Below are 13,600 nucleotides of genomic sequence, written 5' to 3'. Positions count from 1 at the left end.
TAGTCGCGCGGCGGTACCCCTGTCGGTAGTACGCTCGCCGCATGAGTGAGCACGAACGTATGGCGCGGGTCACCGCCGCTGCAGCCGAGTGGGTCGCGGGCGTCGTCGCCGAGATCCCCGCCGACGGCTGGGATGGGCCCGGGCTCGGCGAATGGGACCTGCGGGGGCTCGTGGGGCACACCAGCCGGGCGCTCCTGACGGTGCGGGCCGCGCTGGAGACGGTGGATCGGGTGCGGGAGGCTGGCGCCCTCCCCGAGCTCGCGCACACCTCCGACTACTTCCTCGAGGTCGCGCGGCTGCCTGGCGCCGACCCCGAGAATGTGCGCGAGCGGGGCGTGGAGGCCGGGCGTGCGCTCGGCGATGACCCTGCGGCGGCATTTGCCCGCCTGGCGGATTCGGCGCTCGCGGAGGTGCGCGGCGCCGGCAACCCCGTCGTCGAGAGCATCGCGGGCACCATCCGCCTGTCGGACTACCTGGGCTCGCGCGTGTTCGAGCTCGTCGTCCACGGCATCGACATCTGCGGGGCGCTTGGCCGCGAGGCCGACGTGCCGGAGCAGGCTGCGAGCGAGGCGCTCCAACTTGCGGCCGTCCTCGCCGCGCGCGGGGGCCATGGAGTCGACCTGCTGCTCGCGGCGACCGGCCGCAGGGCTCTGCCCGCCGGGTTCTCGGTGCTGCAACCACGGGCTGGGTCGGGCATCGGCGGAGGCGCCTGATGGCAACGAACCTGGTTTCCGGCGCCGGTGCGGGGGCCGCCGCGGCCTCCGCTCGCCTCCTCGTCGCAGACTCCTTCCGCGTGCGACTGCACCATGAACGGGCCGAGGTGCGCGGGTTCCCGCTGCACGTCGAGCGCTTTCGCCGATCTGCCCTCGCGGCGGCCGCCGAAGTAGGGGTTCCTTCCGGGTTCTCCACCGAGCTCGACGATTTCATCTCAACCGCCTCCGGCAGGATCGCTGCGGCCGGTGCCGGCTTCCCGCGGCTCGAGCTCTGGCACGACGCAGCGGTTCCGGCAGCGGCGGCCGGGGCCGCGCTCGCGTTCGACCTGCTGCTGCGTCCGGTGCCGGAGCTGACCGGCGAGCTCGAGCTGCAGACCGCGACTGGCGCGCCTCCCCTGCCGCATCCGGAGCGCAAGGGCCCGGGCATCGCGGCCTACGCCGCGCTGCGTGAGGAGCTCCGCGCCGAACCGCTGCTCGTCGACGCGGACGGCATCGCCCTCGAGGGCGGCACGACGAGCCTGCTCTGGTGGGTCGGCGACGAGGCGTGCACCGCATCGAGCCGGGCGCGGGTCGACTCGGTCACCGAGCGATTCGTGCGCGGCGCGCTCCAGGGCATGGGGGTGCGCGTGTCAGCGGACACCGCGACCCCGGCCGAACTTTGTGACACCGAGGTGTGGGCGCTCAACGCCCTGCACGGCATCCGGAGGGTGACCTCGATCGACGGCCACGAGCTTCCGCCGCGACGGGACGCGAGCCTGTTGCTGGCCCAGACGGCGCTCGACGCCTGTTTCGCCCCGATCGACTAGCCTGCACGCCGCTTCTACGCCGCCGGGAATGGGCAAGAGCTCCATAGCCATTGGCGTCAAAACGACGCGTCAAATCCTCTCCAGGTGACACAAACTTGCGGTGTGGCTGCCCAATACCGCAACGTTTTGACGCGCCGATAGAGATTGACGCGTCGATGGCGCTGGGGGGGCGCAAGCGCACAGGATCCCCTACCGCGCTCGGTCTTCCGGCGCCGGCAGCTCAAGCCGCGCCGCGGTGATGCCCGTTGGCAGCGCGAGGTGGGTGATCAGCACGACCGCGCGGTCGCTGGGCACCGCCCCCAGGAGGTCACGCAGCAGCGCGTCCGCGCGATCCGGATCCACGTTCGCCGTCGGCTCGTCGAGCACGATCACGGGGAAGTCCCCGAGCAGCGCCCGCGCCAGGGCAATCCGCTGCGCCTGGCCTCCCGAGACGAGGGCCCCGCGCTCGCCGAGCCGCGTGTCGAGCCCGTCGCGGCCGCGCGCCCACTCAGCGAGCCCCACCCGCTCCAGCACGGCCCACAGCGCGTCGTCGTCGGGATCTTGCCCCGCCGAGTCCATCGCGAAGGCGAGGTTTTGCCTGAGGTCCTGATCGAAGAGGTGCGGGGTCTGCTCGCAGAGGCCGACGGTGCGGCGCACCTCGGCGATCGGCAGCGTACGGACGTCGCGCTCGCTCAGCGTGTAACGCCCGCCGTATTCAAGCAGGCGCACCAGCGCGAGCGCGAGCGTGCTCTTGCCCGCCCCGCTGTCGCCGCGAACGACGAGGGTGTGCCCCGCGTGTAGCGAGAAGTTCACCCCAGACACCGCGGGATACCGTGCGCCGGGGTGGCGCACCGCGAGGTCCGAGACCTGGATGAGTGGGGCCCCGGGCACCGGGTCCGCGACCTCGGCGGACGGCGCGCGGTCGATGGGAATCTCTGCGGGCAGCGGGACCTCGATGAGCGCGTCGATGCGAGCGGCACTTTCGCGCACCCGGCGCGACGCGGCGATCGCGACCGGCACCGCGCCAAAGACCTCGAATACCACCGTCGGCACGATGATGAGGGCGGCCATCGCCGGCGCGCTGTGCCCGGCGCCCGACACCTGGGTCATCACCACGAGGGTCGCGATGCCGGCGACGCCCGACAGAATCGCGGCGGCGAGCCCGGCGCCCCAGGCGGACTTGCGCTGAATCGCGCCGAGCGCGTCCTCCGCGGCGGCAATGCGATCGCGCTGCATGCCGAGGGCCCCGAACACCTGCAGCGTCTCGGCGGACGCGAAGCGCTCGAGCAGCGCGTCGGTGAGCGCCGCGCGCGCCTGCGACAGGGCGCGGTCCGAGCGGGCCGAGAGGCGAGCAGAGAGCAGGATCGCGGCTCCCCCGCCGAGGATGAGCGCGAGGGCGAGCACGAGGCCAGCTGCCGGAGAGACGAATGCGACGACCGCGACGGTTCCGCCGACGACGACCGCGCTCGTGACGAGCGGTTGCCAGACGCGCAGCGGCTGGTCCTGCAGTTGATCGACGTCGTCGACGAGGCGGGCGAGCACGTCCCCGCGGGCGGAACCCTCAATCGCTCCGGGTACCCGCGGGATGAGGCGGCGGAAGGTCTCGGTCCGCAGCACCGCGAGTTGGGCGAGCGCCGCGTCGTGGCTCGCCAGGCGGTCGGCGTAGCGGAACGCCGCGCGGCCGAGCGCGAATGCCCGCACCCCGACAATCGCGAAGGTGAGGTGCAAGATCGGCGGCTGCTCCGCGGCGCGGACGATCAGCCACATACTGAGCGCGAGCAGCGCGACGACCGAGCCGTCCGCGAGCACCCCGAAGCCGAGACCCGCCAATCGGCGGCTACGCGGCGGCATGGCACGGGCGAGCGCGGGCGAAGTCGCGCGCGCGGGCCGGGCGAGCTGCAGGAGGCGGTTCACGAGAGACTCCCGGAGGTCGCGGGGGCAATATGTAGCACCCGATCGGCATGGCCCCAAAGCTCGGGACGGTGGCTGACGACGAGGACTGCGCGCCCCGAGGCCGCCTCGGCGCGCAAGGTCTCCGCCACCCGGAGCGCTGCCGCCGGATCGAGTGCCGACGTCGGCTCGTCCAGCAGCAGCAGCTCGGCGTCGGTGCGCCAGGCGCGATAGAGGCATCGGGCGATCGCGACGCGCTGCGCTTGGCCGCCCGAGAGACCTGCCCCCGCCGTGCCGAGCACGCGCTCGGGCTCGATCCCGGGCGCGGCCGCGGCGGTGAGCGCGCGGGCAACGAGGGCGGCGTCGCAGGTATCGTCGCCCAGGGCGACGTTGCTCGCGACCGTCCCCTGCACGAGCCCGGGTCGTTGACCGGCCCAGGCGAGACTGCGGGGTCGCTGCAGGCTGCCTTCACACTCGGCAGTGCCCAGGATCGCGGCCACGATCGACGACTTCCCGGCGCCAGACGGCCCGGCGAGGGCGACCATCTCCCCCGGCAGGACATCGAACGAGACGGGGCCCACAACGGTCTCGCCTCCGCGGCTCACGGTGAGACCGCGGGCGGACACCGCCGCCGCGTCGCGCGCCTCAGAGGTCGACGTCCGGGCGGATCCTGCGCGCTCGTCGCCGGCAACCCGCCCCGGAGCCTCGATGATCTCGAAAATTGACTCGGACGCCGCGAGGCCCTCGCTCGAGGCGTGGAACGCCGCGCCGACCTGGCGAATCGGGATGAACACCTCGGGGACGAGCAGGAGCACGAACAGGCCGATGTCGAGCGGGAAGGTGCCCGCGACGAGGCGCGTGCCGACCGTGACCGCAACGAGCGCGACCGAGAGCGTGCCCGCGAGGTCGAGGACGAAGCCCGACAGGAACGTCACCCGCAGCACCGACAGAGTGCGGCGGCGGTAGTCGTTCGTGATCTCGCCGATGCGGTCTAGCTGGCGCTCTTCGCGCCGAAAAATCTTCAGGGTCGGCAGCCCCTCGACGACGTCTTGGAAGGCCCGTCCGAGGGCGGTGAGCGCGGTCCATTGCTTGCGCTGCACGCCCTGCGTCGCGAGGCCAATGAGCACCATAAAGACAGGGATGACCGGGAAGACAAGGAGCACCGTGACACCGCTCAGCGGGTCGGCGATGAGCAGGAAAACGAGCAGCACTGGAGTCGCGATTGCGGTGAGCAGCAGCTGCGGGAGGTAGCCCGAGAAGTACGAGTCGAGGGCGTCGAGGCCGCGGCCGAGACGGAGCGTAAGATCGGCGTCCGAGCGCGCCCCCACCCATTCGGGGCCGAGCTCGTCGATGCGGGTGAGCGCCCGCTCGCGCAGCTGACGTTTCACGGTGATCGCGCCCCGCACCGCGAGCGCGTCGGTGCCCCAGCTTGCCGCCGAGCGCGCAATGAGCGCGCCGGCGGCAAGCCCGACGTACGGTGCCAGCGATTCCACGGGGGCGCCCGTCACGACCCCCGCGATGAGGTGGGCCAGAGCCCACGCCCACGCGAGGATTGCGACGGTGCGCACGAGCCCGAGGGCCGCCCCACCCGCGAGGACCGGGCGGATCCCGCTGGCATAGCGCAGCAGTCGTACGTCGAAGGGTTTCACGGTGTGTCCGGTTCCGTCCGGTTAGTGCGCGGCCACGGGAATGTTGGCCCGTGAAACACGCTTGCGGAAGACCCAGTATGTCCACGCCTGGTAGGCGAGCACGAGGGGCATCGTGAATACGGCGACCCAGGTCATGAGTTCCAGTGTGCCCTGCGAACTCGCCGCACCCGAAATGCTCATCGTGTACGCCGGGTCAGTGCTCGAGATCATGAGGTTCGGGAAGAGCCCCATGAAGATCGTGAGCAGTGCGAAGGCGATCGCGGCGGCGTTGCCCGTGAAGGCCCAGCCCTCGCGGCCCCGAAGGTTCGCGACCCAGGCCAGGATCAGAGCCGCAGCAGCGAGGCCGGCGAGCGCGATCATGATGCCGAGGTACTCGTGGTCCAGGCGCAGCATGAGCGTCCACCCGAGGAACGCGGCCCCCGCCACGATGGCGGCGAGGCCGACCTTGGTGGCGAGCCCACGCGCCCGCACCCGGATCTCGCCGTCGGACTTGAGCGCCACGAAGACCGCGCCGTGGACGAAGCAGAGCAGCATCAGGGTGACGCCGCCGAGCAGCGCGTACGGGGTGAGTAGGTCGAGCAGCGTGCCGGTAAAGAGCCAGCCGCCATTGTCCATTTTCTCGATCGGGACGCCCTGCAGCAGGCTCGCGAACGCGGTGCCCCAGAGCAGGGGCGGCAGGAAGGAACCGAACACGATGGCCCGGTCGAACCAGCCGGTCCACTGTGCACCCTTGCCCTGGTGGCGGTACTCGAACGAGACACCGCGCACGATCAGGGCCACGAGAATGAGCAGGAGCGCCAGATAGAAGCCCGAGAACATCGTGGCGTACCACTCGGGGAACGCCGCGAACAGGCAGGCACCGGCGACGATCAGCCAGGTCTCGTTGAGGTCCCAGACCGGACCGATGGTGTTGATGACGACACGGCGGTCAGTGTCGTCCTTGCTGATGAACGGCATGGCCATGCCGACGCCGAAATCGAATCCGTCGAGCACGAAGTATCCCACCAGGAACACGCCGACGATGAAGAACCAGAGTATTGAGAGATCCATGGTCGTACCTTTCCTAGTAGACGGTCGCGTGGTGGGCGTGGTCGACGTCTTCGCCCTCGGCGGGCTGCTCAATCTCGGGGGGCCCGGCCTGAGCGGCCTTCACGATGAGTTTGAACTCGACGACCGCGAGCGCCCCATAGACGAGCGTGAACACGATGAGTGAGACGAGCACCATCCAACCGGGCACCCCCGGCGAGACACCCGACTCGGTGGTCATCACCCCGAACACGATCCAGGGCTGGCGGCCCATCTCGGTGAAGACCCAACCCACGAGCGAGGCGATCATCGGGATCGGCGCGGTCCAGACCGCGATCTTCCAGGCCCAGGCGGGCACCTCGCGGTTCTTGCGGGTCATCCACAGCCCGACGACGGAAACGAGTGCGGCAAGGATGCCGAGACCGATCATCCAGCGGAACGCCCAGTACGTGACCCAAATGATGGGCGTGAACGAGCCGTCGGTGGGGCAGGTCAGCGCGCTTCCCCCATCGCCGCAGTACAGCTCGGTGTACTCGCGCTGTAAGTCGTTGATGCCCGGGACGGTCCCGTCGAAGGTGCCGGTCGACAGGAACGACAGGAGGTACGGGATCCGGATCGAGAAGATCTCGTGCGCGCCGTCGGGAGTGCCGAGGCTGAAGAGGGAGAACGAGGCGTCCGCGCCGCTCGCGGTCGCATAGTGCGCCTCGGCCGCGGCCATCTTCATGGGCTGCGTCTCACTCATCACCATGCCGAGCGTGTGGCCGGTGAGGCCGACGCCCATGAACGCGAGGACGTTCGCGGCGAGGCCGAAGCGAAGGCCCGTGCGCATCTCGTCGACGAACTGGTTCCGCGAGAGGTGCCAGGCGGCGACCGCGGCGATGACGCAACCGGCAAACATGATGGCGGCGAAGATGGTGTGCGGGAACTGCGTGAGCGCGACCGGATTCGTGAGCACGGCGCCGATGTCGGTGAGTTCGGCCCGGCCGCGCTCCTCGTTCAGCTCGTAGCCGACCGGATTCTGCATAAACGCGTTCGCCGCGAGGATGAAGTACCCCGACAGGATCGTGCCGAGCGAGACCGCCCAGATGGTGAGCAGGTGCACCACCTTCGGCAGCTTGTCCCAACCGAAGATCCAGAGCCCGATGAACGTCGCCTCGAAGAAGAAGGCGATCAGCCCCTCCATCGCGAGCGGGGCGCCGAAGATGTCGCCCACGAAGCGCGAGTAGTTGGACCAGTTCATCCCGAACTGGAACTCCTGCACGATCCCGGTCACCACCCCCATCGCGAAGTTAATGAGGAAGATCTTGCCGAATAGCTTGGTGAGACGCAGGTATTTGACCTTGTTCGTGACAACCCAGCAGGTCTGCAGGATCGCGACCAACAGCGCCATGCCAATCGTGAGAGGCACGAAGAGGAAGTGGTACAGCGTCGTGAGCCCGAATTGCCAGCGGGCGAGTGTCAACGCATCCAAGAGTTCGTTCACAGGGCACTCCAGTGGTGCGGGAACGCGCTCACCGGTGGGGGCTCGCGCACTCCCATAGTGAGCTCCGAAAAAGGATGGTCATTCCTCCCGGACCTACCGATATTGTTACCGGTCGATGCTCAGCTTATACACAGATTCGCGTGTTTCCAAAGGTAGCTTGAGGTCGAGCAAAAGGTAGTTTGACCTCGAGAGAAAGGTTATTTGACCTCGAACGACATACGGACCGAAACCCCCGTTCGACAAGACAAAATGTCAGAGCAAATCAGGCACTCAGGCCGGGCAAACTAGCATAGGAAGCCCCGCACCCCAATGAGGAGGAACGCCCGGAATGACCGAACTGCTTGAACAGTTTTTCTCCGCGGTTCGCGACATGGATCCGGTGTGGCGCACGCTGCTCGCCGCCCTCGGGCTATTCCTCGAAACGTCGGCATTCATCGGCCTCGTGGTGCCCGGCGACTCGATCGCGCTGATCGCCGCGTCCGGGGTGAGCACTCCGGCGCAGTTCGCGTGGCTGATCGCGGCGCTCGTGATTGGTGCGCTGCTGGGCGAGAGCGTGGGCTTCTGGCTGGGGCGCCATTTCGGACCCCGGATCCGCGCGAGCCGCCTCGGCAGGCGCCTCGGCGAGCGCAACTGGCTCCTCGCCGAGCGCTATCTCGGGGAGCGCGGTGGCGTCGCCGTCATGCTCTCGCGCTTTCTCCCCGTGCTGCACTCGCTGGTTCCGCTCTCGGCGGGCATGGCCGGTATGCGGTTTCGCCGCTTCCTCGCGTGGACCATCCCGGCGTGCATCGTGTGGGCGGTCATCGTCGCCTCGCTCGGCGCAAGCGCGGCGGCAGGCTTCCAGGAACTGGCCTCTCGAGTTTCGGGCGCCGGGTACATCTTCGTGGCCCTCGTGCTCGTGGTGGTCGCGGTAATCTGGCTCCTCAAGCGCCTCATCTTTCGGCTCGAGCGGCGTCACCTGGGCATTCCCGAAGACTGATCCCCATAGACTGGGGGCGTGAATGCGCCTGAGGATCCCGCGATCGGTTTTCCCGATTCGCGGCCCCGCTTCGCGGCGCGCACCGAAGACTGGATCCACGTCCGCCGTTCGCGCCGCGCGATTAAGTCCGGCAAGGCGCCCGACGTCATTCCCTACATCGGCTACGGCTCTACCGAGTGGGTGCGCGTTCTTGGACGTGTGCTCTTCCTGAAGCCAGCAACCCCCGAGCACTCGCGGTTGCGCGCCGACGTCGCCCAGGTGCAGCGCGTGCGCGGCTGGCGCTCGTTTACGAGCCTGCACGTGCCCCACCACCCGGTGCGCGTCTCGATCGATGGCCAGTTGGTCACCGAGGTCGTCGCCGATCGCGGTGGAGTCGTCGACGCGATTGTCCCGGTGTCCCTCTCCCCCGGCTGGCACACGATCACCCTGCAGACCGCCGAGGGCGAGCCTGCAGACACGCCGATCCACGTTCTCGACCCCGCCGCGCGCTTCGGCGTCATATCGGACGTCGACGACACCATTCTGATGACGGCCCTCCCCAAGCCGTTTGTCGCGGCCTGGAACACGTTTGTGCTTGCCGAGCAGGCCCGCGCCGCGACGCCGGGCATGCCGGTGCTGCTCGATCACCTGCTCGGGGCGCACCCGGGCGCCCCGATCGTCTATCTCTCGACCGGGGCCTGGAATGCCGCGCCCACGCTGACACGGTTCCTCTCCCGGAACCTCTACCCGGTCGGCCCCCTGCTGCTCACCGACTGGGGCCCGACACACGATCGCTGGTTCCGCAGCGGGCGCGAGCACAAGCAGCGCGAGCTGCGCCGCCTCGCCGCAGAGTTTCCCGATATGCGCTGGGTACTCATCGGGGACGACGGGCAGCACGACGAGCAGCTGTACCACGAGTTCTCGACCGAGCACCCGCAGAACGTGGCGGCGGTGGCAATCCGTCAGCTCTCGATCGGCGAGGCGGTTCTCGCGGGCGGGCGCTCCAAGGCGCAGTTGCATCGCAGTGTGAGCGGGGTCCCCTGGGTCTACGGCCCCGACGGAGCGACCCTGCAGGACGAGCTGAACCAGCTCGGACTCGTGTGAGCGGTCCGTCGACGCAGCCGTGGCTGCGCACCGGGCGGCGCGTGACATCCCGCTTCGTCGCGTCCGAGCGCGCGCCGTTGCCGCAAGTGCTCAAGGCGAGCGGCGCGGCAGTCGCGACCTGGTTCGTCTGCCTGCTCATCTTCCCCGAGCAGCTGCCGATCTTCGGCGCGATCGCTGCGCTGCTGTGCGTGCAAGAGAGCGTGAACCAGTCGCTCACCCGCGGCATCGAGCGCGTCGTCGGCGTGCTCCTCGGCGTCTCGGTCGCCCTCGGCGCCGGCGCGATCTTTGGCACCCAGTCCTGGCTGTTCATCGCCGCGATCCTGGTCGCCATGACCGTGGGCTGGGCTCTGCGCATGACCAGCAGCTCGGCGGTGCAGATCGCCATCACCGCGCTCCTCATGATCGCGCTCGGCGGCCAGGAATTCCACTACGGGGTAGAACGGCTCGTGGAGACGCTGATCGGCGCCGTGATCGGTGTCGTGGTGAACGCCCTCGTGGTCGCTCCCGTGCGCACGTCGCCCGTTCACCAGGCCGTGTCGGGCCTCGTGCTCGAGACCTCGGCCGCGCTAGATCGCCTGGCGAACGCCCTCTCTGAGCCCCGCGACGAGCCCTGGCTCGATGACATGCTCACCCGGGCGCGCGCGCTCCAGCAGGATCGCACCGAGGTGCACGCGCTGCTGCGCCGCGCGCGCGAGAGCCTGCGGTTGAACCCGCGCGGGCCGAAGTATCGTACGCTGCTTGCGGCGGACGACGAGCTGTTCCTCCGGGTGCAGCCGATCGTGACGCAGGTGATCGGGATGTCCCGTGCGCTCTACGACCTCTACGACACCGACCTCGTCACGGACCCCTCGGTCATCGGGATGGTCGAGGAGATGCGGCGCGCGGCCCACGACCTCGCGTTGCTCGTCCGCCCTGATCTGCCCGAGTCCGAGCAGCCGCCTCAGGAGCCGCCTGCGCTCACGGCCCCGTACACGATCCCCCGCCCGCACCCCGTGCACTGGATGCTCATCGGCTCGCTCATGGAGGACCTGCGGCGCATTCGGCAGGAGATCACCGGCGCGGTCCCTCCCGGCGCAATTTAGCCAGCCCAGCTGACCTGCGACTACTCAAACCAGAATGAGGCCGAGCCCCTGGGGGCCCGGCCTCATTCTGGTGTACCCGGAGGTTACTTCGTGGCCGTTCGGCGACGCCCAGCGACCGCAAGGGCTGCACCCAAACCCAGCGCCGCGAGCACCGCGATCGATACACCCGCGGTGGTGTTCGAACCAGTGCTTGCGAGGCTGGCATTCGGCGCAGCCGGCACCGGCTGATCCGGAGCAGTGCTCCGGATTTCCAGCAGGCGCCCGCTCGCATCCAGTTTGAACCACATCACGTTGGTGACCGAATCGCCCAGGTAGCTCGTGCCAGCCAGGGTACTCGTGTGCCAACCGGCGGCCAGGCCTGCAGGAATCAAGCCCGCTCCCCCCACAGCCCCGAGTGCGTCCGCGTCTCCCGTCGCGATCTGCTGCGGAGTCGAACGAACCGTCTGGGTCCACCCGCTCTCAGCTTCAAGGCCGAGCGCGCTTGCCCGAATCTCCGTGCCAGCGGCGACGTCGCCGATGTTCGCCGCAAACTCCTGCGACAGCACCACGTCATGCGTCACGGTGCCGGGGAGCAGCTCAATCGCAACGATCGGCTGGCTCATGTCGCGAGCAGGGTTCTGTTGCTGGCCGAGCGCGACGAAGATCGAATCGTCGAAGAGTTCGTCGGGCACCCCGTACAGGTGGAAGGCGACCGGCAGCCCAGCGTCGTCGGTCAGGATCTCACCGTCCAAGCCCTCGGGGAGGTTCCAAACATCAGAGCTGAATCCGTCCCGCAGGGCGTCCATCCCGGTGAGGGTCAGCGCAAAGGTCTCGTCGACCTCCTCGCCAATGGAGTATGCGAACGCGGGCGCATCGAACACAAAGCCGCAAGCGCCGGGCGCCGCCTCGAGAGCGGTGTTGTAGGTCGTGGCAAAATTGGCGAACACCCTAGCAGCGTAGGCGTCGATCGCGGCGCGGTCGGGGCAGCTCCGGTAGTCGATGAGAGCGTTGGACAACGAGGCGGAAGTCGTGACTCCGAAGCCGAACGAAATCTCGTCCGTGTCCTCGCTTTGCGCAAAGGCGCCCTCGGAGACCCACAGCAGTGCCGGGTCGCTCAGCTGGAAATCGTCATCCGTCAGCGTTCCGCTCGGAGGCAAAGGCGTCACCCGGGTGGAACTGTCTGACCCCAGATTGCCACCAATCTGAATATCGATGTTCGCGGGCGTGTTCGTGCCGGCGAGGACGACGCTCGTGTTCCAGGTGACCCAGCTGCCCATGAAGAGCCGTTCGACGGTCACATCTACGAAAGCGCTCTCCGTCGAGGACCAAACGCCCTGATCGGTGAACGTCACGCTGTGATCGGTGACCACGGGCTCGGTGTCAGCGGTGAAGATGTACTCCGCGGCATCGATTGCCGAGCCCACGTCTCGGGTAAAGACGAGTCCAAAAACGTCGTAGGCGTCGCCCCTGAGTTCAGTTGATGCATCGGAGATCCCACCTGAGGTGAGGCACACGTCCCCGAAGATGACGCTGTTCGTTCGCATATCTATGTACCGCGAGTTCGAGTTCCAGTCACAGAGCTTTGCAATATTGGTGATGTTGGCGCCATCAGCGACGAGCGCAAGGCCCGGCGCATCATCCGTCTTCTCTTCAGGCTCCACCGCTTCCTGCGCAGCGAACACCACGTCAACCGCCGCAGCGCTCACGGTGTCCGCGGCAATGTCAGCAGTGCCCGGCTCATAAATCCGGATAGACAGCGTGTGCGCGACACTGTTGTCGCTCACGCCCCATCCCCACGCGTATTCCGCTCCGTTGAGAGCTGAGGCGGCAAGTGTGTCCCCAGCGATGACGCCATCCACGAAGATCGCGGCAATCGCGTCTTCCGGAGCATTCGTGGCAAGGGTGGCCGTCTCGCCCGCAGCGAGCGACGTCGAGCTTGCCGTGAGTTCGTAGCTGACGGGGACCGCGAGCGCAGCCGAACTCATCCCCAACACGCTTCCGAGACTCAACGCGACGGTCGCAACGACCGACAATAGCTTTTTCATGTATTCCCCATTGAAATAGGTAGTGACGCATCAATGTTCAGAGACAGTTTCTCTGCCAAATCCACACAATACTGGAAAAAACAACGAAAAGCTTTACGCAATCCAAATTAGGCCCGAGGCCACCTCCCAGTCGGGCGCCACGGTGCGACGCCACATGGCCCCGCGCCGCCAAGACCACAAACGGCGGGCGCGAGAGCCGAAGCCCTCGCGCCCGCCAAAGTCAGCGCCAATGGCGCAGGCAACTGGCGAACTACGCCTGCAACGCAGCCTGCACGTCAATCGTGATGGTGACGTCCGAACCAAGGAGGAAGCCACCCTTTTCGAGGGTCGAGTTCCAGCTGAGGCCGAAGTCCTCACGCTTGACGACCGTGGTCGCGGTGAAGCCGGCACGGTAGCCGCCCTGGGGGTCCTCGCCAAAGCCACCAAACTCGAAGTCGAAGGTGACGGGGAGCGTCACGCCGCGCATGGTGAGGTCGCCGTCAACCTTGTAGTCGCCACCCTCGACGCGCACACCGGTCGACACGAACGTCAAGTTCGGGAACTCCTCGGCGGCGAAGAAGTCGCCTGTGCGCAGGTGACCGTCGCGGTTCGGCTCCTTGGTGTCGATCGACGCCACCTCAGCGGAAGCGGTCACCGACGACTCGAGCGGGTTCTCTCCCGTCACAAACGTGGCGTCGAAGTTGCCGAAGCTGCCCTTGACCTTGCTGATCGCGAGGTGGCGGATCGAGAAGCCCACCTCAGAGTGAACCTTGTCAATGGTCCAGGTGCCGGCGCGGTATCCAGGAATCTGTTCGACGGTGATCGACATGCAACTTCTCCTCAGTGATTGAAACTTCAAGTACAACACCAGAGTAACATCGCATCCCCTCGAGCACAAGCATTCACGTGA

General features: G+C 67.9%; 11 protein-coding genes. 5 read left to right on the top strand and 6 right to left on the bottom strand.

Going from position 1 to position 13,600, the window contains the following annotated elements:
- Positions 1-41 precede the first annotated feature (41 nt).
- Both JW030_RS05385 and JW030_RS05380 read left to right on the top strand, forming a co-directional pair.
- Positions 42-713 (top strand): maleylpyruvate isomerase N-terminal domain-containing protein, encoded by a 672-nt coding sequence (locus JW030_RS05385; protein WP_206348634.1) that lies wholly within the window; start codon positions 42-44, stop codon positions 711-713.
- Complete coding sequence (locus JW030_RS05380; protein WP_188044952.1) at positions 713-1,519, top strand: aminotransferase class IV; 807 nt, start codon at positions 713-715, stop codon at positions 1,517-1,519. Before JW030_RS05385 ends, JW030_RS05380 begins: the two co-directional genes overlap by 1 nt.
- A 189-nt stretch (positions 1,520-1,708) precedes the next feature.
- Here JW030_RS05380 and cydC read toward each other — a convergent pair whose 3' ends face one another.
- The 4 genes from cydC to JW030_RS05360 are packed head-to-tail and all read right to left on the bottom strand — an operon-like array spanning position 1,709 to position 7,546.
- On the bottom strand, positions 1,709-3,412 hold the full coding sequence (gene cydC, locus JW030_RS05375) for a thiol reductant ABC exporter subunit CydC (protein WP_241095574.1): 1,704 nt from the start codon (positions 3,410-3,412) through the stop codon (positions 1,709-1,711).
- Positions 3,409-5,037 carry a thiol reductant ABC exporter subunit CydD gene (cydD, locus tag JW030_RS05370; RefSeq protein ID WP_188044953.1) on the bottom strand — a complete coding sequence of 543 codons (1,629 nt, stop codon included), beginning with the start codon at positions 5,035-5,037 and terminating at the stop codon, positions 3,409-3,411. The genes cydC and cydD overlap by 4 nt, the downstream gene beginning before the upstream one ends.
- A gap of 21 nt (positions 5,038-5,058) precedes the next feature.
- A complete protein-coding gene (gene cydB / locus JW030_RS05365) occupies positions 5,059-6,087 on the bottom strand; it encodes a cytochrome d ubiquinol oxidase subunit II (RefSeq protein ID WP_188044954.1) in 1,029 nt (342 codons plus the stop codon).
- 13 nt (positions 6,088-6,100) lie between these two features.
- Entirely contained in the window at positions 6,101-7,546 is a 1,446-nt protein-coding gene (locus tag JW030_RS05360) for a cytochrome ubiquinol oxidase subunit I (RefSeq protein WP_188044955.1), read from the bottom strand.
- 328 nt (positions 7,547-7,874) lie between these two features.
- Between JW030_RS05360 and JW030_RS05355 the strand changes: the two genes are divergently transcribed.
- The 3 genes from JW030_RS05355 (at position 7,875) to JW030_RS05345 (ending at position 10,687) form a co-directional block, all read left to right on the top strand.
- Positions 7,875-8,522 carry a DedA family protein gene (locus tag JW030_RS05355; RefSeq protein ID WP_188044956.1) on the top strand — a complete coding sequence of 216 codons (648 nt, stop codon included), beginning with the start codon at positions 7,875-7,877 and terminating at the stop codon, positions 8,520-8,522.
- Between the two features lie 93 nt (positions 8,523-8,615).
- Complete coding sequence (locus tag JW030_RS05350; protein WP_188045048.1) at positions 8,616-9,605, top strand: App1 family protein; 990 nt, start codon at positions 8,616-8,618, stop codon at positions 9,603-9,605.
- The gene (locus JW030_RS05345) at positions 9,602-10,687 is read left to right on the top strand and encodes an aromatic acid exporter family protein (RefSeq protein ID WP_188044957.1); all 1,086 of its coding nucleotides are present in this window, start codon (positions 9,602-9,604) and stop codon (positions 10,685-10,687) included. The genes JW030_RS05350 and JW030_RS05345 overlap by 4 nt, the downstream gene beginning before the upstream one ends.
- Positions 10,688-10,770: 83 nt before the next feature.
- Here the strand turns inward: JW030_RS05345 and JW030_RS05340 are convergent, their stop codons facing one another.
- The gene (locus JW030_RS05340; protein WP_188044958.1) at positions 10,771-12,711 is read right to left on the bottom strand and encodes a hypothetical protein; all 1,941 of its coding nucleotides are present in this window, start codon (positions 12,709-12,711) and stop codon (positions 10,771-10,773) included.
- A gap of 250 nt (positions 12,712-12,961) precedes the next feature.
- Complete coding sequence (locus JW030_RS05335; RefSeq protein WP_188044959.1) at positions 12,962-13,519, bottom strand: YceI family protein; 558 nt, start codon at positions 13,517-13,519, stop codon at positions 12,962-12,964.
- Positions 13,520-13,600 lie beyond the last annotated feature (81 nt).

Source organism: Leucobacter sp. CX169 (genome assembly GCF_017161405.1).
GTDB lineage: Bacteria > Actinomycetota > Actinomycetes > Actinomycetales > Microbacteriaceae > Cx-87.
This window is presented reverse-complemented; position numbering and strand designations above follow the sequence as displayed.

Coding starts and splice junctions, on each gene's coding strand:
- JW030_RS05385 (WP_206348634.1), top strand. CDS start 42: ATGAGTGAGCACGAACGTATGGCGCGGGTCACCGCCGCTGCAGCCGAG.
- JW030_RS05380 (WP_188044952.1), top strand. CDS start 713: ATGGCAACGAACCTGGTTTCCGGCGCCGGTGCGGGGGCCGCCGCGGCC.
- cydB (WP_188044954.1), bottom strand. CDS start 6,087: ATGGATCTCTCAATACTCTGGTTCTTCATCGTCGGCGTGTTCCTGGTG.
- JW030_RS05355 (WP_188044956.1), top strand. CDS start 7,875: ATGACCGAACTGCTTGAACAGTTTTTCTCCGCGGTTCGCGACATGGAT.
- JW030_RS05340 (WP_188044958.1), bottom strand. CDS start 12,711: ATGAAAAAGCTATTGTCGGTCGTTGCGACCGTCGCGTTGAGTCTCGGA.
- JW030_RS05335 (WP_188044959.1), bottom strand. CDS start 13,519: ATGTCGATCACCGTCGAACAGATTCCTGGATACCGCGCCGGCACCTGG.